This window comes from Hymenobacter defluvii, from assembly GCF_017589435.1.
Lineage (GTDB): Bacteria > Bacteroidota > Bacteroidia > Cytophagales > Hymenobacteraceae > Hymenobacter > Hymenobacter profundi.
This window is the reverse complement of record NZ_JAGETX010000002.1, coordinates 492,506-514,022: the sequence shown is the minus strand read 5'-3', so window position 1 is coordinate 514,022 and position 21,517 is coordinate 492,506. Positions and strand designations below refer to the sequence as shown.

At 59.2% G+C, this 21,517-nt stretch carries 17 protein-coding genes and 1 tRNA gene; 5 read left to right on the top strand and 13 right to left on the bottom strand.

What is annotated here, in order from left to right; genetic code table 11:
• Positions 1-9: 9 nt before the first annotated feature.
• The 4 genes from J4D97_RS06255 to J4D97_RS06240 form a co-directional block, all read right to left on the bottom strand.
• Positions 10-435, bottom strand: a complete 426-nt coding sequence (locus tag J4D97_RS06255) for a Fur family transcriptional regulator (RefSeq protein WP_185281777.1) — start codon at positions 433-435, stop codon at positions 10-12.
• A 640-nt stretch (positions 436-1,075) separates the two neighbouring features.
• Complete coding sequence (locus tag J4D97_RS06250; protein ID WP_208306825.1) at positions 1,076-1,372, bottom strand: hypothetical protein; 297 nt, start codon at positions 1,370-1,372, stop codon at positions 1,076-1,078.
• Positions 1,373-1,444: 72 nt separating this feature from the next.
• Entirely contained in the window at positions 1,445-1,810 is a 366-nt protein-coding gene (locus J4D97_RS06245; RefSeq protein WP_208306824.1) for a hypothetical protein, read from the bottom strand.
• Positions 1,811-1,960: 150 nt separating this feature from the next.
• A complete protein-coding gene (locus J4D97_RS06240) occupies positions 1,961-2,395 on the bottom strand; it encodes a hypothetical protein (RefSeq protein ID WP_208306823.1) in 435 nt (144 codons plus the stop codon).
• 348 nt (positions 2,396-2,743) lie between these two features.
• Here J4D97_RS06240 and pheS point away from each other — a divergent pair, with 348 nt between their 5' ends.
• From pheS to map, 4 genes are all read left to right on the top strand, one after another.
• Positions 2,744-3,832, top strand: coding sequence for a phenylalanine--tRNA ligase subunit alpha (gene pheS / locus J4D97_RS06235; protein WP_208306949.1), 1,089 nt, complete (start codon positions 2,744-2,746; stop codon positions 3,830-3,832).
• A 104-nt stretch (positions 3,833-3,936) separates the two neighbouring features.
• Positions 3,937-4,386, top strand: coding sequence for a ubiquinol-cytochrome c reductase iron-sulfur subunit (locus J4D97_RS06230; protein ID WP_185281773.1), 450 nt, complete (start codon positions 3,937-3,939; stop codon positions 4,384-4,386).
• Positions 4,387-4,481: 95 nt separating this feature from the next.
• Positions 4,482-4,558, top strand: a tRNA-Asn gene (locus J4D97_RS06225).
• 196 nt (positions 4,559-4,754) lie between these two features.
• Positions 4,755-5,519 carry a type I methionyl aminopeptidase gene (map, locus tag J4D97_RS06220; RefSeq protein ID WP_208306822.1) on the top strand — a complete coding sequence of 255 codons (765 nt, stop codon included), beginning with the start codon at positions 4,755-4,757 and terminating at the stop codon, positions 5,517-5,519.
• Positions 5,520-5,620: 101 nt separating this feature from the next.
• Here map and J4D97_RS06215 read toward each other — a convergent pair whose 3' ends face one another.
• The 3 genes from J4D97_RS06215 to J4D97_RS06205 form a co-directional block, all read right to left on the bottom strand.
• Entirely contained in the window at positions 5,621-6,181 is a 561-nt protein-coding gene (locus J4D97_RS06215) for a hypothetical protein (RefSeq protein WP_208306821.1), read from the bottom strand.
• Positions 6,182-6,217: 36 nt separating this feature from the next.
• Positions 6,218-8,608: a TonB-dependent receptor gene (locus tag J4D97_RS06210; RefSeq protein ID WP_208306820.1), complete on the bottom strand. Its 2,391-nt coding sequence runs from the start codon at positions 8,606-8,608 to the stop codon at positions 6,218-6,220.
• 249 nt (positions 8,609-8,857) lie between these two features.
• On the bottom strand, positions 8,858-9,181 hold the full coding sequence (locus tag J4D97_RS06205; protein ID WP_208306819.1) for a hypothetical protein: 324 nt from the start codon (positions 9,179-9,181) through the stop codon (positions 8,858-8,860).
• 472 nt (positions 9,182-9,653) lie between these two features.
• Between J4D97_RS06205 and J4D97_RS06200 the strand changes: the two genes are divergently transcribed.
• Positions 9,654-10,766, top strand: coding sequence for a hypothetical protein (locus J4D97_RS06200; RefSeq protein WP_208306818.1), 1,113 nt, complete (start codon positions 9,654-9,656; stop codon positions 10,764-10,766).
• Positions 10,767-10,979: 213 nt separating this feature from the next.
• Here the strand turns inward: J4D97_RS06200 and J4D97_RS06195 are convergent, their stop codons facing one another.
• The 6 genes from J4D97_RS06195 to J4D97_RS06170 all read right to left on the bottom strand — a co-directional run bounded on the left by J4D97_RS06195 (position 10,980) and on the right by J4D97_RS06170 (position 21,091).
• The gene (locus J4D97_RS06195) at positions 10,980-12,176 is read right to left on the bottom strand and encodes a DUF4861 domain-containing protein (protein WP_208306817.1); all 1,197 of its coding nucleotides are present in this window, start codon (positions 12,174-12,176) and stop codon (positions 10,980-10,982) included.
• A gap of 27 nt (positions 12,177-12,203) precedes the next feature.
• Positions 12,204-13,034, bottom strand: a complete 831-nt coding sequence (gene kduI, locus J4D97_RS06190) for a 5-dehydro-4-deoxy-D-glucuronate isomerase (protein WP_208306816.1) — start codon at positions 13,032-13,034, stop codon at positions 12,204-12,206.
• A 243-nt stretch (positions 13,035-13,277) separates the two neighbouring features.
• Positions 13,278-14,042: a 2-dehydro-3-deoxy-D-gluconate 5-dehydrogenase KduD gene (gene kduD / locus J4D97_RS06185; RefSeq protein WP_208306815.1), complete on the bottom strand. Its 765-nt coding sequence runs from the start codon at positions 14,040-14,042 to the stop codon at positions 13,278-13,280.
• A gap of 89 nt (positions 14,043-14,131) precedes the next feature.
• Positions 14,132-15,379 (bottom strand): DUF2264 domain-containing protein, encoded by a 1,248-nt coding sequence (locus J4D97_RS06180; RefSeq protein ID WP_208306814.1) that lies wholly within the window; start codon positions 15,377-15,379, stop codon positions 14,132-14,134.
• Between the two features lie 32 nt (positions 15,380-15,411).
• Positions 15,412-16,539, bottom strand: a complete 1,128-nt coding sequence (locus J4D97_RS06175; protein WP_208306813.1) for a glycoside hydrolase family 88/105 protein — start codon at positions 16,537-16,539, stop codon at positions 15,412-15,414.
• A 226-nt stretch (positions 16,540-16,765) separates the two neighbouring features.
• Positions 16,766-21,091: a hybrid sensor histidine kinase/response regulator transcription factor gene (locus J4D97_RS06170; protein WP_208306812.1), complete on the bottom strand. Its 4,326-nt coding sequence runs from the start codon at positions 21,089-21,091 to the stop codon at positions 16,766-16,768.
• Positions 21,092-21,517: the final 426 nt, after the last annotated feature.

Sequence of the window (21,517 nt, the reverse complement as noted above, 5' to 3'; positions counted from 1 at the left end):
GCGCGCTACTTATTGGCAGCGATTGCATACGCCAGCTAGCAGGTAGTCGCGGCTTACGGCGCGGAAGCTGGCTGGCAGCGTCACGGCCGGAATGGCTACTTGGTTGAGGCAGTAAATGTGGGCGCATTCAGTGCATTTGAAATGCACATGGTTATCGAAGTGCGCCTCTTCGGTGCATTCAATAGAGCAGGATGCATAGCGAATGATATCGGAGGCATCGATAACGCGGTGTATCAGGCCTTTCTCCTCGAAAGAGCGCAATGTGCGGTACAGCGTAATACGGTCGGTTTCCTGGCCCAACTGCTGTTCTATCTCGTGGCCCGACAAGGCGTAGGGCGACGTGCCCAGCACCTGTAGCACGCGTAAGCGGGTAGGCGTCTGACGCAGGCCATGACGGCTGAGCGTTTCGGCAATATGGTTGTGAGGCTTTTCCATAACAACTTAGGTAGGGCAGGATACCCGCAAAGGTAACAAGGAAGCAGCGGAGAGAATTTTACAGTGCACGCAGAGCTGCTCTATTTCGTGTTTTTAATTATTATTTGCAACTATGTTGCTTTTATTATGATCTTTGTTACTGTAAAATCAGTATACAAACCCGATAAAGCGAATCAAAGTTGCAGAAAAGTACTTTTGCACTGATAATCATGCAATGTGTGGAATACCTGATCAAGCAACCTGCACTGTGCCTAACGAACGGATTGCGTTAGCAGAGCCAACATGCACCCGAAACAGAAGAAGATTATAGTATCTGAGGTCTACTCCAAGCTGTCAAGAAAGCAGAAAACGCTAGCAATACCGCCCCCACGGCGTCGTTAGCTCGCCTCTAGAATTTTAGCTGAAGCATCCGAATGCTTCTCAATAAGTATAGCAGCCGTTTTGCCACGGCTGCACCAATTCTCCTGGTTTGGTTTTGGAGAACTAGGGAAGGCACCAGCCGTTGGCTGGTGCTTTCTTTTTGGATGAAAACAACTCTCCTAATTAACCACAATGGAGGTAAGTGAAGCGAGTGGCGAAGCGCAACGTGTTGCGTTTCTGCCTCATGCGAAGCGCTTGCTTCGGGCTAAGGAACCCCTACCTAATCGCGCTTAGGCGGGCGGCGGGTTTTGAGTTTCTTCGATTTCACCGGATCGGGGTTGGGGGAGAGGGAGTTGCCTTTTTCCTCCACGGCCGGGCTGATGGGGTTGTTGCTGTAGTCGGTGGTGACTTGCTGCTTGGGGGCGCCCGTCATGTTTGGGGCCACATAGATGCCCTCCACGGTGGTGTCGCGGGCGGCGGCGCGGCTTTTAGCGGGGCGCACGGTTTGGGCCGCAGCCGTGTGGGCACTCACGCTGACCAATAATAAGACGGCTAGTACATATATATTCTTACGCATGGGAAAGGGTCGTTTGCAAGTGTGTTTTTTATATACGCTACTCCAACCTATAAGATTACGAGCTGCCGCTGGTTACTTCCGCTTGCGGGTAGGAGTAGGTGGCGGCGTTGTTTTTTCAGTTGAAAGGCTAGTAGCACCCGCTGCTGCAACGTTGGCAGGCTTCTTCTTCAGCGGCCGGCCCATGTAGTCGGTCGTGGGCGGACTAGGCATGTTGAGGCGCAACCCGGGCGCCAGCTTCAGGTTTTCTTCGTCGCGCCGATTCGAGCGGTCGTAGCGCGAGTAGGCGCCGGAGCGGGCCTTGGCTTTGGTGTTACTCGTCCGGTGGTAGCCGTTGGCCGTAGGCTGCTTGGTTTTGACTTTGGTCTTGGCTTGCTGCGCTACTGCTGGCAGACTGCTAATAGCCCACGCAAGGCAGATACAGAGGAGAGCGTTTTTCATAACGGAGAGCGGGTGAAATAATCAAAAAAGTCCTAAAATCTACACATACGACGTGGGCTACCTTTTTGGTCGGAAAATACGAACGGGCCAGCCTTTTTTGTCCAGGCTGGCCCGTATTTGACGCTTGTTTTTGCGTGCTTCTTACTGCTGCTACCGATAGATAGTCGCCACCGGCGCCCCTTGCGGCAGTAGCTCTGGCTCGGCCGAGAGCGAGGTAGGGGCCTTGCGTACCGCTGGTTTCAGCGGACGGCCCCAGTAGTCGGTGGTGGGGCGCTGGTGTAGGCTAAGGGCCATGCCCGGCGCGCTAGACCAGCCGGTTTCGTACACGGGAGCATCTACTACCTCTGCACGAGCCGCTTTGCGGGGCCGGGCCTTTAATGGGCGACCGTTGTAGTCGGTGCTGGGGCGGGCGCTAACCGTGGGGTTGGCCGCCGGTGCTACCTTCCAGCCGGTAGGGTAGGAGTCGGAAGTAGCAGCGGGCGCCGAGTCGAACCACGGATTTGAGTCGGTGGTCGTTGTTTGGGCTTGGGCGGTGGCACTACCTACTAATAAAAGAGAGGCAGCAGCAAATATGAAGCGTTTCATAGGAGTGGAAAGATGAAGTGAGAAACGGAACCCAATACACCCCCTACGGCTAGCAACTCCAAGACGTCTCCCGAATCTATCCAAACCAAAGTGGGTATTCTCCTACTTGCAGCAACCGTACCAAAAAAGGTGAAATGGTGAGGTTGTGAAGTGGTGAATCAGAAAACGCGTGTCATCCTGAGTGCAGCGAAGGACCTTATGCCTGTTGAATGAGCCGTTGTTCCGGAGTGTCGTGCACGCGTGAGAAGGTCCTTCGCTGCGCTCAGGATGACACGCGTTTTCTGATTCACCACTTCACAACCTCACCATTTCACCATCTCACCATTTCCCCTGTACCTTTGCGGTATGATGCAGGAGAATATCACGCGGCTGCGCGCCGACATGGATGCGTACGACATCACCAGCCCCGAGCAGCTGGAGCAGTTTCGCATTGCTTTCACCGGCCGCAAAGGCCAGCTGGCCGATCTGTTTGATCAGCTCAAAACCGTGCCCCAGGAGCAGCGCCGTGCGGTGGGCCAGGAGTTGAACCAGCTCAAGCAATTCGCTCAGCAGAAGTTCGATGAGCGGCGCGAGCAGCTGGAGGCGGCCCAAAACAACGCCCCCGCCGACCCTACCTTCGACTACACCCTACCCCCCGTGCCCCAGGCCCTGGGCACGCGCCACCCCCTGAGCTTGGTGCGCGAGGAAATGGTGCGCATCTTCTCCCGCATCGGTTTCAATGTGGCCGAGGGACCCGAAATTGAGGACGATTGGCACAACTTCACGGCCCTTAACTTCCCCGAAAACCACCCGGCGCGGGACATGCAGGACACGTTTTTTATCGCCCCTACCGCTCCGCCTGCGCATTTAGAAAATGGTGAGATGGCGAATGATGAAAGCTCGTCTGCCACTTCACCGTCTCACCTCCTGCGCACGCACACCAGCACGGTGCAGGTGCGCGTGATGGAAAGCCAGCAGCCGCCCATCCGTAGCATCATGCCCGGCCGCGTGTACCGCAACGAGGCCATTTCGGCACGGGCGCACATGATGTTTCATCAGGTAGAGGGCATTTTCATTGACGAAGGCGTAAGCTTTGCCGACCTCAAGCAGACCGTGTATTACTTCGTGCAGGAGATGTTCGGGGAGGATATTCAGATCCGCTTCCGGCCTTCGTTCTTCCCCTTCACCGAGCCCTCCGCCGAAATCGACATCACCTGCCTGATATGCAAGGGCAAGGGCTGCAACATCTGCAAGGGTAGCGGCTGGGTGGAAATCGGCGGCTGCGGCATGGTAGACCCCGCTGTGCTCCAGCAGTCCGGTATCGACCCCGAGCGCTACTCCGGCTACGCCTGGGGCATGGGCATCGAGCGCATTACGATGCTCAAATATCAGATCAAAGACCTGCGCCTGTTCACGGAAAACGACATGCGGTTCCTGCGGCAATTTGAGGGTGCGTAGGCATCGGCACAGAGTCGGTTGAAATAATAAAAAGAACGTCTTGGGGACTTAACCGGGGCGTTCTTTCGTTTTGGGCGTTATCATCTCCTATTTGCTACCCTTGTATGCTGTCTACCACTACCAGCCGGGCGTTGCTGGCCCTCGTTCTTTTTCTGAGCCAAGTGCTGCTGGGCTGCGGCTCCAATAGTAGCAACGACCCCAGCCCGCAGATTCCCTACGCCATCGTGAACGAGTTGCTGAACCTGAGAAACCAGGAAAATGCCAACCTGCTCTTCGACAACGGGGCTGTGACGCACGCCGGCGGACTGCGCGGGTTGATTGTGGTGCGACAGCCCGGCGGCACGTACACCGCCTTTGAGCGCACTTGCCCCTACCAACCCCAAAACGCCTGCGCCCGCGTCAGCATTGATCCTTCGTCGCGTCTGTTTCTGGTCGATTCGTGCTGCGGCTCCCGTTTCGACCTGCAAGGACAGGTGCTGGCCGGCCCGGCCACGCGGCCGCTACGGCGCTATACTACCAACGTGTCAGGTAATTTACTGAGCATCAATAACTAGAAAATTTATCTAAGTTTTTTTGCCTCAGGATTTGCAAAAAGCGGGAATCTGCCCTAATATTGCACCCGCAACGACAGATAAACGTCGCCATAACCGCTTCCTTAGCTCAGCCGGTTAGAGCATCTGACTGTTAATCAGAGGGTCCCTGGTTCGAGCCCAGGAGGGAGCGCCAAGCAAAAGCCCGGTAGTAGACTTTAAACCAGTCTGTTACCGGGCTTTTGATTTGTTCAGGGTTTGCCTGTTGCGGGTAGAATGCAAGCCCGTAGGCGGTTGGATATATAACTGGCTTTTAGCCTAAACCGCCGCCGCTTTCCCGGTGTTAACCAGGCAACGCCGGCCCATATCAGAAAGTCAACCCCCTTTATTCTATGTCCATCACCTCCCAAGCAGACTTAGTTGGCCTACAGCGCATCAGCGAAGCCGTTGGCATTACCCTCAAGCAAATGCGCGCCTACGCCCAGCCGGGCATGACGACCAAAGAGCTGGACGAGTACGGTGGCCGTTTGCTGACGTCATTAGGCGCGAAGTCGGCCCCACGGCTTGCGTATGGGTTTCCGGGCTGGACGTGCATCAGCGTGAACAACGAGGTAGCGCACGGCATTCCGTCGGTTCGCAAAGTGCTACAGGAAGGCGATTTGGTAAACGTCGACGTATCGGCGGAGCTAGGGGGCTACTGGGCCGACAATGGCGGCTCCTTCGTGCTAGGTACCGATATTCACCAGCACCAGCCCTTGGTAGATACTTCCCGGCAGATTTTGCGCACGGCCCTCAGCCGCATCCGCGGCGGCGTACGCATTGCCGATATCGGCGGGCTGATAGAAGGTGAAGCGCGCAAAGCAGGCTTTCGGGTTATCAAAAACCTAGTGGGACACGGTGTTGGGCGCAGCCTGCACGAGGAGCCCAAGGAAATACCCTGCTACTACGACCGGTACAACCTGAAGCGCTTCAAGAAGAATTCGGTGGTGGCCGTGGAAACGTTTATTTCTACCCGTGCCTCCATAGCGCACCAAACCAGTGATGGGTGGACGCTGGTAACCAAAGACGGCAGCTTCGTGGCTCAGCACGAACACACCATTGTGATTACGGATGACAAGCCGATTATTCTGACCGAGGCAAACAGCATTTGGGAATAGGTAAGGTTGGTAATCAAGTGAAAAAACAAAAGCGCCGGCTACTAGCCGGCACTTTTGCATTAGAGATGTATGTTGTGAACAGAATATTGATCAACAGAGTGTTAGCGCAGTGTAACGGGGAAGGTTACGTTGGCATCGTCGGAGCCAGGGGCCGCGGTACCGTTTTTAGTGCCAGGCTGGTGACGTAGCTGAATAGTCAGATTACCGCTATTTGTCGTTCCGGTTTGCACATTGGTCGTCAATCCCACTTCCAGATTGTTTTTGTCTTTATCAGTGCGCGTAATGTTCATGAGACCAGTTGCTGGATTTGGCGTGTATATCACCAAGTGCTCGTAGTTCTCTTCCCGCACTTCCTCAGTGATGTCGTCAGCAGGAGTTTTCGTCTCATCAAGGAAAGAGATAGTACCTGTGTAGGAAGTATTTGGCGCCAGCGCGAGGCCAGTGATGGTAGGGGCTGCACCGCCGGCACCATCTAGGTCTTTCCACTCAGCTGTTACGGCTTGACCCGTGCCACTGGTGGGCGTGAGTTTGTAGCGAATGGTGGTAATGAACTCGTTGTCATCTTCAGGTTCTGGGTCGCTGTCGTCGCTGCACGAGGCAAAGAACATGGGGGTAGCCAGCAGAAGCGCGGCAGCAAAGGGACGGAAAAGTGAAGTCTTCATGTGAAAAAATGGAAATGGAAAAAGTGAATGAAATACTTAGTTAGGACTGAAATTCAAGGGGAGGTGCACGCGCAGCGTCACGTTGCGGCCCATGTCGTCGGCGAAGTAGCGGAAACGGTTCAAGTAGTCGCGGTACCGCTCGTTGAGCAGGTTGGAGCCGGCTAGGCTCACCTCCACAGGCGTGCTGCCCAGGCGCAGGGTAGCGCCTACCTCGGCGCCCAGCAAGCCGTAGCCGTCGGGGGCAGGTTGCGGGTCGTACTCGGCGTCGGGTACGCGCGTTTGCCGGCGCACGGCCGTACCTCGCACCAGGGCAAAGAACTGGCTGGCCCGGGCGGCCTTCTGGCCGGTCCAGTCGCGCCGCAACGACAGTTCAAACCGGTCGGCCGGCACGTAGATGAGGTAGTCGTTGAGGGTGCGGTTGCGGGCCCGAATCACGGCCGCCTTGCCGTTGAGCAGCCAGTTGGAGGCCAGTTTGTAGTCGAGGGTAGCGTCTACACCGCGAAAGACGGCATCGGTTTGCTGAAAGCGCCACGGTAGGAAAGAGCCCTGAATGGTCGTAATCGGCTCGCCTATCACCTGATAGATGTAGCCGTCGATGATGTTCTGATACACCGTCAGCTCCCCGTTCAGGCGCGGATTGTCATGCAGGGTAGCCGTTACACCCAGGTTATACGACGTTTCGGGTTGAAGAGGCGGCGTACCGGCCGGCCGTGAAATGTCGTACCCCTCCTCATAAATGCCGCCGTGCACGCCCTGCGAATACCGTTCGTTGGCAGCTGGGGCACGCTGCACCAAAGCCACGTCGGCGCGCAGCGTGAGATGCACGTTGGCATCATACACGGCCCCTACGGAGGCCGAAGGCGTCCAGAACTGGAAGCGGTTGCGCTCTACGCCATAGTAGGAACTGGAGTCAGTGGCGAAGCCACGGGTGAGGCGGCGGGTGCGCAGGTCGCGGTGGTCGAGGCGCAGGCCGGCTTCCAGCAGCAGGCGCTCGTGCTGCCAGCGCTCAATCACGAAGGCGCCCGCCGTACGGTTGGTGTAGAACGGGATAAACTGCCGCGTGCCGCCCGCATAGCGGTTGAACTGGTAAGTACCGCTCAGGCCCACGCTACCCCGAAAGTTGCCCAGGGTAGGGTGCTCCCACACCACATCGGCGGTGGTGGTGTAGTTCTGGTAGCTGAGCTGAGGCAGGTTGCGGCGGCCTGCATCACTCGAAGATCGAATGACATCGTATTCGTCGCGGTAGTCGCGCTGGTTGGCCACCGTGGCCGTCAGCCGCCCGCCGTTGCCGGTTTTCACGAAGCCGGTTAGCTTGGCCAGATCGTGCTGAAGCTGCTGGTAAGGCCGGTTGATCTGGTAGGTGAAATCGGGGTCTATGGCGGGGCGGCCGCGGGCAATGGCGGCTTCCAGATCGGCGCGGTTGCCCACAATGGCGCTGCTTAGAATACCCAGGCGGGAGTTGAACTGACTGTAAAACGCTTCGAGGCCATACGTGTCCTTCCGCCAGCCCACGGCCGCCGAGAAGTTGTGCTCTCGGAAACCAGTGTTGTCGAGGCGATAGTCGGGCGTGCGGGTGTTGCCGGCTTGCTTCAGGGTGCCTTGTAGGCGCCAGCTCAAGGAGGGTAGGCGGCGCAGGTTACCATCAACCGCCGCCGAAACGGCGCCCATTCCGTTGTTCGACATGCCCACCAGGTTCACATCAGCCCCAATGCCGGCCGAATCGCGCAAGGCTTTGGGCTGGACCAGCACCACACCCCCCACAGCATCGGTGCCGTAGCGGACGCTGGCGGCGCCCTTCACTACCGTCAGGTCAGAGGCAATGAACGGGTCGATTTCTGGGCCGTGTTCCTGCCCCCACTGCTGCCCTTCTTGCCGTACGCCGTTGTTCATAATCGCCACGCGGTTGGAGTGCAGCCCATGAATCATAGGCTTGAAAATGCTGGGACCAGTCTGAATGGCAGCCACGCCGGGGAGCTTCTCGAGGGCTTCGCCCAGAGCCTGGCCACGCGTCTGTTGCAGGGCCTGGCCCGTTAGCGAGCCGCTGGCTTGGGGTAGGGGCGCCTGCACCCGCTCGCCGCGCACGGTGGCGCCGCGCAGCGTCACGGCATCGGGGTGGAGCTGGAAGTTGCGCACGGCCGCACTGTTCATCCGCACCTCAGCCCGTTCGGTAGCGTAGCCAATGAAGCGCACCTCCAGCTGGTAAGTGCCGGGGCACACGTGAAAATGAAAATTACCGTCGGCGTCGGTCTGGGTGGCCTGCTGGCCGGGCTGCACAATCACGGTAGCCCCCGCCAGCCCCTGCCGCGACTCGTGGTCGGTGATGCGGCCCGCCAGCGGCAGGTTGCACCCGTTCTGAGCTGTGCTAGTATGCACAAAGCCCAGGCACAATCCTGCCATCAGCAAGACCGCTACAAAGCGAAACAACATGAAAGAGAGGGATTATTCGATCAGTCAGCCGTGTATGTCGAAAGACAAGAAGCTGATGATTAGCTACATACTAAGCGACGTAGCTATGCTGCGCAGAAGCGTTGCGCAAGGAAATAGTTTCTCGAATTGGTCAGTAGACCAGCAAGCGGCTGCCTACCCGAGCAGAGCTACTACGGTAGCTTAAGCCCTATAGTGCAGGCAGAAAAGGCGAGCAAAAACAGGCGTAGTGGGCGAAGTGTACTACGCCCATTAAGCTGCCGGAGGGCCGCGCAGATGACGAATAGTCGGTAGGGCCTGGCTCCACACAGACTGGCGCGGCATCATCCAATGAGGTGCGTGCGTAACGCCGCTGGCAAAAACTACGCTTGTTGCCGAGAGCTGAAACGGAACGTTGTAAAACTGGTCGACACTGCAATGCTGGTGCTGCGCCGAAATCGATGAGGCCTTTTTATGCGTTGCCTCGTGCACCGTGTGCTCATGCGCATGCAACGCCAACAGCCACGTATCCGGTACCATCACCCGCACGAAGCAGATGAGGAGGAAATAGGCGATGAAAGAGCGTAGAGCAAGCATGCAGGCAGCGAAACGCGCAGAAGAAAGCGCTGTTTGTTCGGAGGGTGTCGTAAACAACGCCTCTTTTGCACAAATGTTGCAAAATATTTTTAGATGCGTCCAGGATCGGTAGACAATGCAGTGAATAGGCCGTCTATTGAGATAGCACGACCTACGAGAAGGTAGAGTTACAACCCATCTCCATCTAAAATTTACACTCGGTATAGTGCTGTAAATGATAAAGCTACAAGAAGAAGCATTGATTTGGCTTCCTCATCAGGTTGTTCATTGCACATAGCATTCGTGTAATGTATACATGATGCAACATAGGTACACGGAAGCTTCTCCTTGCAACAGCTACATTGCCCAACGTATGAGTCGAGCAACTCAACACTGCAAACAGGGTCAATCATCATCCTGCAAGGCAAGTATCAGATAATGAGCTGTTAATATATTAGGGAACAAACCCGATGCCTAAGTGTGTCTGGCTGATGTGTCTACACTTTTCCGTCTATCCGCCTTCTTCCGGCAAGGCTACCGGTGGCTGTTGTGGCTGCTGATGTGGCCCCTGACAGCAGGCAGCCTACCCGACAAGCCACTGACATTGCGCGCCGAACCATTGGCCTTGCAGCCGCCTACCTTCCGGGTAGCGCAGGTGCGCGACGAGCGGCCCGAGCGCCGGGCCGTAGCATGGCTCCTGCCTGCACCAGGTACCAACCCGGCCGCGCCGCGCCCAACCGATTTGCAGGGCGGAGCTGAGGCGGCTTTGCAGCAGTTTGCCGCCCAAAGCATACCAACCCAGCCGGGCACGCGCCCGGTTCGGGTGCGTATCCGCACACTACGCATCACGGAAAAGGCCGTGCCAGGTGGGCGCGTGGAGGGTGAGGTACAAGTACAGTTAGCCTTCGACTGGCTCCGGCCCGATGCCGCGCCGTTGCTGCTCACGGAGTACCGCAGTGGTGCCCGCTACGGCCGCCTAGCTACAGATGCGGCGGTAGTAGAGCCGGCCCTTAGGCAGGTGCTAGCGGGTGGGCTACGCTACCTCAACAGGTGGTTGCTGCAAGCCGCCGAGCAGGACGCTCGCCTGGCTACCCGCGTGCAGCCTTCCTTCCGCTACGACCAACGCCAAACCGAGTCTGATACCTTGTTTTACGACCCGGCGCGGCCCCTGCGCTGGTCGGATTTTACAGGGCCACCGCGGGCGGGCATCTATGCGGCGGCCGTGTTTCCAGGGTTTTCCTACCAGGGCAAACCCCGCCTGCGCAACGGCGTGCTAGAGCTGGATATTACGCTGCAAATCTTTGTGGTGCGTAGCTCCTCCTGGGTAGGCCCTGGCAAAAACGCCTACTACCTGGCTCACGAGCAGCGCCACTTCGACTTGGTGAAGCTGGTGGCCGAGCGCTTCCGCCGCTCCGCCACCGCCGACAGCCTCACCGTGGAGGACTACAACAGCATCCTACAGCGCCAGTACCTGCGCTCCTTCATGGAAATGAATCGCATTCAGGAACGGTACGACGCCGAAACCCACCACGGCACCAACGCCGCCGCCCAGCAGCGCTGGGACCAGCAGATAGAGGCCGACTTGCGGCGGTTTGGGGTGGAGTAGGGAAGGGTGAGGTTGTGGAATTGTGAGTTAGAAATTGTCTGTCATCCTGAGCTTGCGAAGGACCTTATCACGCCAGAACGACAGGCGTTGTTAGCCTACCCCCTCTGTCATCCTGAGCAGAGCGAAGGACCTTCTCACGCGTGAACGACGGTCATAACAACGACTCGTTCACGCGTGAGAAGGTCCTTCGCTCTGCTCAGGATGACAGATGGATTATTTCCAACTCACCACCAACGGCGAGCTGATACGCTGGGCAAACTCCGCTAAGTAAGTATCCCAAGCATCGGCAGAAGCAAACTGCCCGCTTTTCTGCCACCCAAAACCGGCATAGAACACCACCACATCCTGCTGCGGTTTTGTGACCATATAGAGCTGGCTCTGGTCTTTCTGCTCGCTGCGGTGCTCTTGGTAGTTGGTGAGGTAGCGGGGGGCTACCACCACGCCGGTGCCTAGGTAGGAGTCGTCTACCTTTTCCCAGTAGCGGCACCAGCCGGCTTTGGGGTCAGCCTTTACTTCGCCTTTTTGCTCGTGCAGCGTGAGGCCGACGGTGCAGTTGGGCAGCGGTTGGCCGGCCGAAATATGCTCCTCGTAGCGCGTCAGGTTGCTGCCTCGGTCCAGCGAAATGCGCTTGGTTTCCGTGACCGACAGGCTGCCGGCCGGGTAGGGCGCATACGTCAGCTCGAACACCGTGCGAATAGGCCCGGTGGCTAGTACCTTATACTTGGTGAAGTTCTTGGATACGAACAACTTCCCATCCAGTAGCACGCCGGTGCCACCCACGCCGCGGCTGCTGCCCACGTGGTAGGGGTCGTAGCCCTCGCCGATGTCGGTGTGGTAGGCAAACGGTTTTTCGTGCACGTGGCGGCCATACCACTTGTCGATGATGGGGTAGGAAACGCGCTTCAGCCAGCAGTCCATGCCGCTGCTGAGCGTGCCGTTGGGGTCCTTCTTCTCGGCCAGCTCCTGGGCATTGGGGCCGTAGGTGCGGAAGGCTACCCGGTCGTTTTCCCAGGCAAAGTCGTCGGTGCGCTCCGGCACGAAGCGCGCGAAGGTGACATCGGGTGTGGTCGGAACAGGCCCCGCCGCAGCCGGCTCCACCATAAACGTCTTGCTCGCCCTGGCCCCGATGTCCGTCTGAAACAGCAGCTCGTCGGGTTTGCCGTCGGCGTCGTTGTCTACCAACTGGCTGATCAGCAAGGATTTGCTGGCTGCGTCGCGCACGCGCAAGTCGGCTGGGTCCAACTGGCGGGCGGCGGCCGGCAGCTTGCTTAGCGGTAGGCTGATGGTTTCGGCGCGGCGGGCCAGGTTCAGGGCGTTGCGCACCGTGATGGTAGCAGCCGGGCGGGGCGCCGAGGCCGCGCCCGCAAACAGCAGCGCGGCCAGGGGTAGGGCAAGCGGTAACGGTTTCATCGACAAGTCAAAAGGGTAGGAAACAGGCTAGCGCAATTTGTCGATGGGCGCGGGGTCCATGTCGGTATACTCCTGGTTTTCACCACCCATACCCCAGATGAACGTGTAGCCGGCCGTGCCGCAACCTGAGTGAATCGACCACGGCGGCGACAAAATGGCCTGGCCCTCGGCTACCCACAAGTGGCGGGTTTCCTGGGGGTGGCCCATCAGATGCAATACCCGCTGGCCTTCCGGCAAATCGAAGTAGAGGTAGGCCTCCATGCGCCGGTCGTGGGTGTGGGCGGGCATGGTGTTCCACACCGAGCCGGGGTGCAGCTGCGTGAGGCCCATCACCAGCTGGCAGCTAGGCAGGCCTTCGTTGTAGATGTACTTGTAGATGGTGCGCTGGTTGGCAGCTTCCATGGTGCCCAGTGTGACGGGGGTAGCCTCGGCCTGCGTGAGGCGCGCAGTAGGGTAGGTGGCATGAGCCGGGGTCGAGAGCAGGTAGTACCGGGCCGGCTTCGACGGGTCGGCGCTGGCAAAGACTACCTCTTTGGCATCCTTGCCCACATACAGGCAGTCCTGGCGGCCCAGCTCGTGGGTGGTGCCATCCACGGTCACGGTGCCGGGCTGACCGATGTTGAGAATGCCCAACTCGCGGCGTTGCAGGAAGAAATCGGCCTTCAGGTTATCGGGGCAGGGTAGGGGAATGGCATCGCCGGTGGGCACCACGCCGCCTACCACCATGCGGTCGTAGTGCGTGTATATCAGTTGAATATCACCGGCTACGAACAAGTTTTCCAGCAGGAAGTTCTCGCGTAGCTCGGCCGTATTCATCATCGCCGTTTCGCGCGGCCCGATAGCATATCGTTGAATCATGGTAGGTGTTTGATGTGTTTTAGTGTGTTGATTTTTGATGTGATGATGTGCTGATTATAGATGTGATGATGTAGAAGCTCGTGTCATCCTGAGCATGTGGCGCATCAAGCCAGTGCCGAAGGACCTTCTCACGACAGAACGGCTTGCGCAACAACGACTCGTTCTCACGTGAGAAGGTCCTTCGCAAGCTCAGGATGACAGTGCCTCCACAATCAGCACATCAACAATCAACCCATCAGCACATTACCTTCCCATCCACCCGCCGTCGACGGTGAGGATGGTGCCGTGTACGTAGTCGGCGGCGGACGACGCCAGGAAGACCGTGGGGCCTTTGAAGTCGTCGGGGGTGCCCCAGCGGCTAGCCGGAATGCGGCTCAGGATGCTGGCCGAGCGGTCGGGGTCGTTGCGCAGGGCCTCAGTGTTGTCGGTGGCGATGTAGCCGGGCGCAATGGCATTCACGTTTACGCCCCGGCCGGCCCATTCGTTGGCCAGCGCCTTCACTACGGAGCCGATAGCGCCCTTGCTGGCTGCGTAGCCGGGCACGTTGATGCCACCCTGAAAGGTAAGGAGCGAGGCCGTAAAGATGATTTTACCGGAGCCGCGTTGCAGCATCTGCCCGCCAATGGCGCGGGCCAGCCGGAAAGGCGCATCCAGGTTGATGGCCAGCACCTCGTCCCACAGCTCATCGGCGTGCTCGGCGGCGGGGGCGCGCTTGATGGTGCCGGCGTTATTGATCAGAATATCAATCTGCGGAAAATCCTGCTGCACCTGGGCAATAAAGGCATCCACGGCCGGGCGCTGGCTGAAATCGGCCTGGTAGGCGTGAAACTGCCGACCCAGCGCCTGCACCTGGCGCTCGGTGTCGGAGCCGCTCAGCGCCAGCGACGATGACACGCCGATGATATCGGCGCCGGCCTCGGCCAGACCAATCGCCATGGCCTGCCCAATGCCGCGGTTGCAGCCCGTCACGAGGGCCAGCTTGCCCGTCAAATCGAAAGAAGAAGTCATAGTAGAGGGTAGGGGTGAGGCGACAAGATAGAGCACGTGACCGGTTCCACTGTCCTGGGCTGTCGGGGTAGGGTAGGAGATGCGGGGCTTTACAGGGCATGGTCGGTCTTGACATCCTGCCCCGACCAGATTTTCTTAGCGGTCCAGTCCTGGGTCGGGGCTGCCCAAAAAGTGTCGGTGCTGGGTAGGCCCAGGGGCAGGAAAGCCGCAGTACATAGGTAGAGGCTACCCGTGGAGATGTAGACTTCGCCAATGCCCGGCTGGTGCCCACACAACCCAATTTGCAGCCAACCCTTGCTATCAAAGGTGCCCTTCGGCTCCATGGTGCGCCGAATGACGGCCGTGAGGGCGCTCCGCACCTGCCCGGCCGGCAGCTCCTCAGGTAAAAACTGCTGCAACGACACCTGCGCCAGGTGCTGAAACGCCCCACAGCGGTAAGCCAGGGAGCGGCCAAAGGCGGCAAACGAGCCATCGGGGCAAATCAGGCGCTCCTGCACCTGGGCGTAGCGCCGGGCGCGGCTGCGCAGGGTTTCCAGCAGCTCCTTGCGCTCCTTGCCGGCTGCTACCAGGGTGCCCACTACGTCCAGCAGCATGGGCTGAATCACGTAGCTGTTGTAATAGTCCCAGTGGTAGTCGGGGCCGTCGCCGTAAGTGCCGTCGCCCTTGTACCAGGTCAGGTGCTCCTTGATGGCGTAGTCCATGCGCATCAGGTCGCCGGCGCCGGTGAATTTCAGCAAGGCCGCTTCAATGATAGCGCTGAACAGCAGCCAGTTGCTGTAATAGGGTTTGATGACGCGGCTGCTTTGCAGGGCCGTCACCAGCTGCGTTTTGGTGGTGTCGGGTAGCTGGGTCCAGAGCTGGGTAGGGGCGCGCAGCATGGCGTGAGCCAGAAAGGCGGCGTCTACCACCGGCTGCCCGCCCTCCGTAAAGTTCAGGAAGTCCGGCGACTGGGGGTTCACGCCCTGGGCAATGGCCTGGCGGGCCAACTCCCGGTAGCGCTGCTGCCGGGCCAGCTCGTTAGCGGGCACCGCTTGTAGCTCCAGCCAGGGCGCCAGCCCCGTAAGCGTGCGGCCCAGGGCTTCGAGGTAGGTGACACTGCGGCGGCCTGCCTCCTGGCCGGGGGCAGATTCTACGGGCATCTGGGCCTTCAGTTGCCCTTGGGCGGCGTTGGTCAGCACGGGGTCTACTACCTTCAGCAAGGTACTGAGCCAGTACTCGCGGTCGGTGGTTTTGGCGGGGGCGGGTAGGGGCAGGGCGCCGCTCGCCAGGCTAGCACACGGTAGGGCCAGTGCCGATAAAGCCGCGGCTGACTGCGCAACGAAGGTGCGTCTTTCCATACAATAAAGAAGAGTGAAACGAAGCAGCTGGACTACTTCAGCTTGATAACTTCCGAACCGGCCAGCAGAAACGCACCGGTGCCGTACACTTCCCAGCTCTCGGCCGAGAAGTCGCGGCGCGGGTCGGCGCCGATGGGTTGCACCCAGCCCACACGCCCCTCGGCCGATACGCACCGGTTCAGGGCAGCCCAGGCTTGCTGTACGTGGGGCAGGTAGGTGGCCTTGTCCAGCAACCCCTGGTTGATGCCCCAGGCCAGCGCATAGCAGTCGAAGCCCGAGCCCGAAGCCTCGCCGCCGGGGTAGGCGCCGGGGTCAAGGAGGCTGGCGCGCCACAGGCCGTCGGGCTGTTGTAGCGCAATGAGGCGGGCGCTCATTTCCTTGAACAGGTTTTGGTAGAAGGACCACGTGGGGTGGTTCTGGGGCAGCTCTTGCAGAACTTGCACCAGGCCGCCCATCACCCAGCCATTGCCGCGGCTCCAGAAAATAGGCTGGCCGTTGCTTTCCTTCTTGCCCTCGCCGGCCTCATTCCAGAGGTAGGAAGCATCGCGGGTGAACAGGTGTTGCTGCTGGTTGTAGAGGCGGCGGTACGTCTGCTTATATAAGGTGTCGTTGAAGGCGAGATACCGGGGCTGGTTGTCGATGAGGGCGGCTTTCACCAGCACCGGTGGCCCCATAAATAGGGCATCGCACCACCACCACGTAATGCCGTGCCGCTGCACCTCGGGGCCGGGCGTGGTGTAGAGCTTGTCCAGGGCCGTCAGGGTAGGCGCTATCATCTGCCGGTCTTTCTTGAGGCGGTACAGATTCAGGTAGGTCTGGCAGATGGCAATGTCGTCGGCGTGGTCGTAGCGCTTGTCGGGTTGCCACTGCGTGCGGTTGCCCATGGCCAGTAGCGAGTCCAGCACCCACTTGGTTTTGGTGGTTTGGTAAGCCGCAAACACACCGGAGTAGAAGGCCGCGTTGGTCCAGTCGGTGAGGGCGTGCTTGGGATGTGCCAACTGCCACTTGGTCGTCTTCAGCAATTGCTGCTTGATGAACTTCGGCTTGAACAGCGCTTTATCGACGGTAGCAGTCGACTGGGCGTAGCTGACTTGATGCAGGCCCAACGTGAGAAGCAGGCCGCCAGTGAGCAAACGGCGCAGAGTGAAAGAACGAGACATAGGAGTAGGGTAGGGAATGTATCCACAATAGTAGGCATCTGCCCGCACACGGTAGGGGGGCGGATCCTCAGATTAGGGGGGAGATATTCGCCTAGCAGTTCAAATAGAGGCCGTCATGCTGAGCTTGCCGAAGCATCTCGCATGCTGACGTCTGGATTACCGTTGTAACGTCAGCACGCGAGATGCTTCGGCAAGCTCAGCATGACGGCCTCCCCATTCGATAGGCCTACTCCACAGAAGCTGCCTCCTTGCCCTGCCGATGCTGGCGGGCGTACTCGGAGGGCGTCACGCTGTAGATCTTCTGAAACATTTTGCGGAAGTACTTGGCATCCTCAATGCCCACCTGAAACGCCACCTCCGACACGCGCATGGTGGTGCCGGCCAGTAGCTGGGCGGCGCGCTTCATGCGCACGTCGCGGATGAACTCGACCACCGTTTGGCCCGTGATGCTCTTGATGCGCCGATAGAACACCGACTGGCTCATGCCTACCTTTCGCACCAGCACCTGTACGTTGAACTCGGCGTCTTCGAGGTGTTCTTCCACCACGCGCATGGCGTTTTCTAGGAACTCGCGGTCGGCGTCGGGAACGGTTATTTCGGTGGGCTCTAGTAAGATGTGGCGCTGGTAGTACTCGTGCAGCTTGCGCCTGTTGCGTAGCAAAGCCTCTGCCTTGGCCAGCAGCAGGGTAGGGTTGAAGGGCTTGCTCATGTAGTCGTCGGCGCCCAGGCCCAGGCCTTCTAGCTGGTGCGTTTCGGCGGTGCGGGCCGTGAGCAGGAGCAGCGGAATATGCGCGGTTTTGGGGTGCTGCTTCACGCGCTGGCACAGTTCCAGCCCATCGGAGTGCGGCATCATCACGTCCGAAATAATCAGGTCGGGGAGGTGTTGCAGGGCTTCGTCCCAGCCCTCCAGGCCGTCGGTAGCCATCAGCACGTCATACTCGGCCGCAAAAAGCTGTTGCAGATACTGGCGCACTTCGTCGTTGTCTTCCACCACCAGCAGGCGCGGCGGCCCAGCCGGCGTGGTGGGTAGGGTAGCCTGCTCTTTTTCGACTTCAAGCACATCAAACAACCCTTCCGACTCGATGTGGGTAGGAAGTGTATCTTCCTCTAACTGAATATTCTCTGGCTGAATATCTTCGGGCTTGAGGTGCTGCGTGCCCAACGGCAGGCGCAGCTCGAAGGTGGTGCCTACCCCCTGGGTGCTGCTCACGACAAGCTGCCCGCCGTGGCGCTCGGCAAACTGCCGGGCCAGCGACAGGCCAATGCCCGTGCCCGTCATGCGCAGGGTATCGGTGTGCGAGGCTTGGTAGTAAGGGTCGAAAATACGTCCCAGCTCGCTGGCCTTAATGCCCACACCTGTATCTGTTACATTGATTTTCAGGTAATTACCCGTAAGTTGCCCTTGGTGGTAGAGCGCTTCGCCTTGGGCATTTCCAATAACCATAGCCGCCAGCTCTACCCGGCCTTTGTTGCGGGTATATTTGAAGGCATTGGCCAGCAGGTTAGTCAGGATAATCTCCAGCTTGCTGCGGTCGAAATACAGCGGCACCGGTTGGGCAGGCACGTCCAGGAGGTAGGCCACGTTGCGCTCCTGGGCTTTCAGTTGGAAAACAGAGTAGGTGTCGGAGAGAAAGCGCACGGCATCAGCGCGCTGGGCGCGCAAGGGCACGTGGCCGGTTTCCACCTTGCGGAAATCCAGGAGCTGATTCACCAACTCCAGCAGCTTGCGCGTCTGGCGGTGCATGAGTTGCACCTTGCCGCGCAGGTCGGCTACGGGGCCGGCGGCGCGCATAATTTCCTCCATCGGCCCCAGAATCAGGGTGAGCGGGGTGCGCAACTCGTGGGAGATGTTAGTGAAGAAGCCCAACTTCAAATCGGTCAGCTCCTTCTCCTTTTCGGCCTGAAACTGCTCCAGCACCAGGCGATTTTTGAGCTGTTGCTGGGCCATTTCCACACGCCGGAACCAGGCCACTGCTCCCACTGCCGCCGCTGCGTAGAGCAGGTAGGCCCACCACGTGCGCCACCAGGGCGCCAGCACCTCAAACTGCATGGTGGCATAGCGCTTCGACCACACGCCCTCGCCATTGCTGGCCTTCACCTCCAACGTATAATTGCCCGCGGGCAGGTTGGCAAAGCTGGCCGTGCGCTGCCCCTGCGCCGGGTACACCCAGTCTTCGTTGTAGCCCACCAGGCGGTAGGCGTAGCGACTTTTCTGGGGGTTGGCATAGTTCAGGGCCACAAACTCCACCAAAAAGTCATTTTCGGCGTTGCGGATAGTTACCGTCTGCGGCACCGATAGCGCCTGCCGGAGCAGCACGCGACCATTCAGAGTGTCGCCCACGGCCACGGGGCGGTTGGTCACGCGTAGGCCGGTCAGCTGCACCACCGGCGCGTAGGGGTTGGCCTGAATATCAGATGGTTGGAAGTAATTGATGCCGTTGATGCCCCCAAAGTATAGAGTACCATCCTGGGCGCGGGCCGCCGAGCCAATCTTGAAGGAGTTACTTTGCAAGCCGTCGGCCACGTCATAGCGCAGGTACTGGCGGGTGGCGGGCGTGAAGCGGTAGAGGCCCGTGCCGCCAATCCAGAGGTGGCCGGCCTCATCGGCCAGGATGCTCTCCACATCCTCCTCCGGCAGCTGCCTGAAGTAGGACCGGATGGTTTCGTGCCCGGCGGCATCGGTGCGCAGCTGGTGCAAGCCGCCCCCAATGGTACCAATCCAGAGCGCATTTTGCTCGTCGAGCAGCAAGGGCCACACGTAGTTCACGCGCAGGCTGTTGGGCTTACCCGGCGCGTATTGGTAGTGGTGCAGCAGGCGCACCGCGGTAGGCGTAGCACGCAGTTTCAGCAGGCCCGCGTCGCGGGTGCTGGCCCACAGCACGTCGCGCTTGGCATCATAAAGTAGAAAAGATAACTGATTGGTAGGCAGCGCACTGTTGGAAGTATTGTAGGTGGCCAAGTACTGCCCCTCGGGGCTGAAACAGTATAAGCCCGCCGAAAACGTACCTACCCATACCGTGCCACGCTGGTCCTGGGTGATGCGCTCGATGGCCGTGTTGCTGAGCAGCGAGCCGTCGGGCAGTTTATCGTAGGTGGTCAGCTTTTCCTGGCCGTTGGCGCGGCTGAGTGTGACCAGGCCGTGGCCGCGCGTGCCAAACCAGAACGTGCCGTTGGTGGCCTGGAAAACCGCCGAGACATCGATGCCGCGGGCGCCCCCGCTCTGTTGATTGAGGTAGTTATGGTAGGTGTGCTGGGCCAGGTCGTAGCTGGCTACCCCGTTGCGGGTGCCAAACCAGAGCGTGTTGCGCGCTTCCTCCTTGAAAATAGCGTTGACGTAGTTGTTGGACAAGGCCAGCCGCCCCGTGAGCTGCTGCCGGATGCTGCCAAAAGGCTTCTGGCGCAAGTCTACCTTGTTGAGGCCGCCGGCCGAAGCGCACAGCCACATCACTTGGTGCTGGTCCTCGAAAATCTGATGAATTCGCTCAGAGTTGATACTGAACGGCTCCCCGTCCTGGGGCATAAACAGGGTAGGGGCTGCGGCGCGCAGCGGGGGCGCCACGGCAGTGCGGTTGCCGGCCTCCCACACATACAGCCCGTAGATGGTGCCCACCCACAGCCGCTCAAACGAATCGGTGTAAACCGACTGCACCAACGGCAGCTCCTGGGGTAGGGGGTGGGCTGCCAGCTCGCGCACGGTGCGGCGGTTAGCGGCACTCACCCAGTACACGTGGTGGTCGGTGCCTACCCATAGGTCACCGTGGTGGTCGAGGTGCAGGACGCGTACGGGTTTGGTAGACAGCTCCGTAGCGTGCAGATCTAGCAGGGGTTGGGTGGTGCGAATAACCGACAGGCCGTGGCTGCTGCTACCCACCCACAGCTTGCCTTCGACATCGAGTGCTAGGCTGGTGATGTGTGTGAGAGCGGCCCGGCCGGGTAGAGTAGGCGGCAGTTGTTGCAGACGCTGCACCCGGCCTTGGCGGTCGAAGCTCAGTGCAAACAGCCCGTTGCGGCCAGTGCCTACCCACAGCCGCCCCAGCGTATCCGATACCAGGGCCGTGACGTCGGACTGGGCCAGCAGCCGCGCCTGCGCCTGGTATGCCGCCGGAATGTGCTGCTCATCGAGTCGAAAAAAGTCGTCCTGATCGGCATTATATAAACTCAGGCCGGCCCGCTCGGTGCCTACCCATAGCCGGCCCCCGGCCCCCACATGCAGCACCGAAATGCGGTTGCTGGAAATGCCGTTGTGCGGGTTCACGGGCAGCGAGTACTGCTTCAGGGTGTAGCCGTCGTAGCGGTTGAGGCCGCGGTTGGTGCCTACCCAGATAAAGCCGGCTCGGTCCTGGGTCACGGCCATGCCGTCGCTGTGCGAAAGGCCCTCGTTGACGGTCAGGTGCTCGAAGCGAAAGGCACTGGGCGCGCTCTGCGCCAGTGCTTGGTGGCCTCCAGCCAGCGTCAGCAAAACACCCCAGATATACCGGATACATACCTCCTTCAGCACCGCAAAAAATGGGGTAGAAGGGAATACTAGAATGTCTCGGAGGTGAGTTTGCAAACGATTGCGGTTAACCATTCAGAAAGAAAAAGAAAAGCGGTAAGAGAGTTAAATAAGGATGCAACTGACTGTTGGTGAACAGGTTATTGTGATTGGTTGTATATATCAATCGATTGTGTGAAGAATGGATGACCAATTTAACCCCTTTTTTCGATTGAATTGTCCCCTACTCTCCTCTAGGGCTCCTTCTACATTTGGCTAGTTCCCAACACCGCGGTGGTAGTTGCTGAAAGCAGCGCTTACCTACTACTAAGAAGACGCCCGCAAACGGATAGGTTGGTCTGCACTGAACAACAACCTCCCTCTGCCCCGCCCCGACAACAACGCCTACCTACAGAAGACTTTTTGGAAAAATTCTACATCTCCCACCTTGCACTGGCCTTTGCCGGACGCAAAATTCCTTCACTTCTATGAGAGTAAAACCGT

What these genes read in the sequence shown, in the direction of transcription:
- J4D97_RS06255 (WP_185281777.1), bottom strand. Translation starts at nt 435, where the DNA reads ATGGAAAAGCCTCACAACCATATTGCCGAAACGCTCAGCCGTCATGGC.
- J4D97_RS06250 (WP_208306825.1), bottom strand. Translation starts at nt 1,372, where the DNA reads ATGCGTAAGAATATATATGTACTAGCCGTCTTATTATTGGTCAGCGTG.
- J4D97_RS06245 (WP_208306824.1), bottom strand. Translation starts at nt 1,810, where the DNA reads ATGAAAAACGCTCTCCTCTGTATCTGCCTTGCGTGGGCTATTAGCAGT.
- J4D97_RS06240 (WP_208306823.1), bottom strand. Translation starts at nt 2,395, where the DNA reads ATGAAACGCTTCATATTTGCTGCTGCCTCTCTTTTATTAGTAGGTAGT.
- pheS (WP_208306949.1), top strand. Translation starts at nt 2,744, where the DNA reads ATGCAGGAGAATATCACGCGGCTGCGCGCCGACATGGATGCGTACGAC.
- J4D97_RS06230 (WP_185281773.1), top strand. Translation starts at nt 3,937, where the DNA reads ATGCTGTCTACCACTACCAGCCGGGCGTTGCTGGCCCTCGTTCTTTTT.
- map (WP_208306822.1), top strand. Translation starts at nt 4,755, where the DNA reads ATGTCCATCACCTCCCAAGCAGACTTAGTTGGCCTACAGCGCATCAGC.
- J4D97_RS06215 (WP_208306821.1), bottom strand. Translation starts at nt 6,181, where the DNA reads ATGAAGACTTCACTTTTCCGTCCCTTTGCTGCCGCGCTTCTGCTGGCT.
- J4D97_RS06210 (WP_208306820.1), bottom strand. Translation starts at nt 8,608, where the DNA reads ATGTTGTTTCGCTTTGTAGCGGTCTTGCTGATGGCAGGATTGTGCCTG.
- J4D97_RS06205 (WP_208306819.1), bottom strand. Translation starts at nt 9,181, where the DNA reads ATGCTTGCTCTACGCTCTTTCATCGCCTATTTCCTCCTCATCTGCTTC.
- J4D97_RS06195 (WP_208306817.1), bottom strand. Translation starts at nt 12,176, where the DNA reads ATGAAACCGTTACCGCTTGCCCTACCCCTGGCCGCGCTGCTGTTTGCG.
- kduI (WP_208306816.1), bottom strand. Translation starts at nt 13,034, where the DNA reads ATGATTCAACGATATGCTATCGGGCCGCGCGAAACGGCGATGATGAAT.
- kduD (WP_208306815.1), bottom strand. Translation starts at nt 14,042, where the DNA reads ATGACTTCTTCTTTCGATTTGACGGGCAAGCTGGCCCTCGTGACGGGC.
- J4D97_RS06180 (WP_208306814.1), bottom strand. Translation starts at nt 15,379, where the DNA reads ATGGAAAGACGCACCTTCGTTGCGCAGTCAGCCGCGGCTTTATCGGCA.
- J4D97_RS06175 (WP_208306813.1), bottom strand. Translation starts at nt 16,539, where the DNA reads ATGTCTCGTTCTTTCACTCTGCGCCGTTTGCTCACTGGCGGCCTGCTT.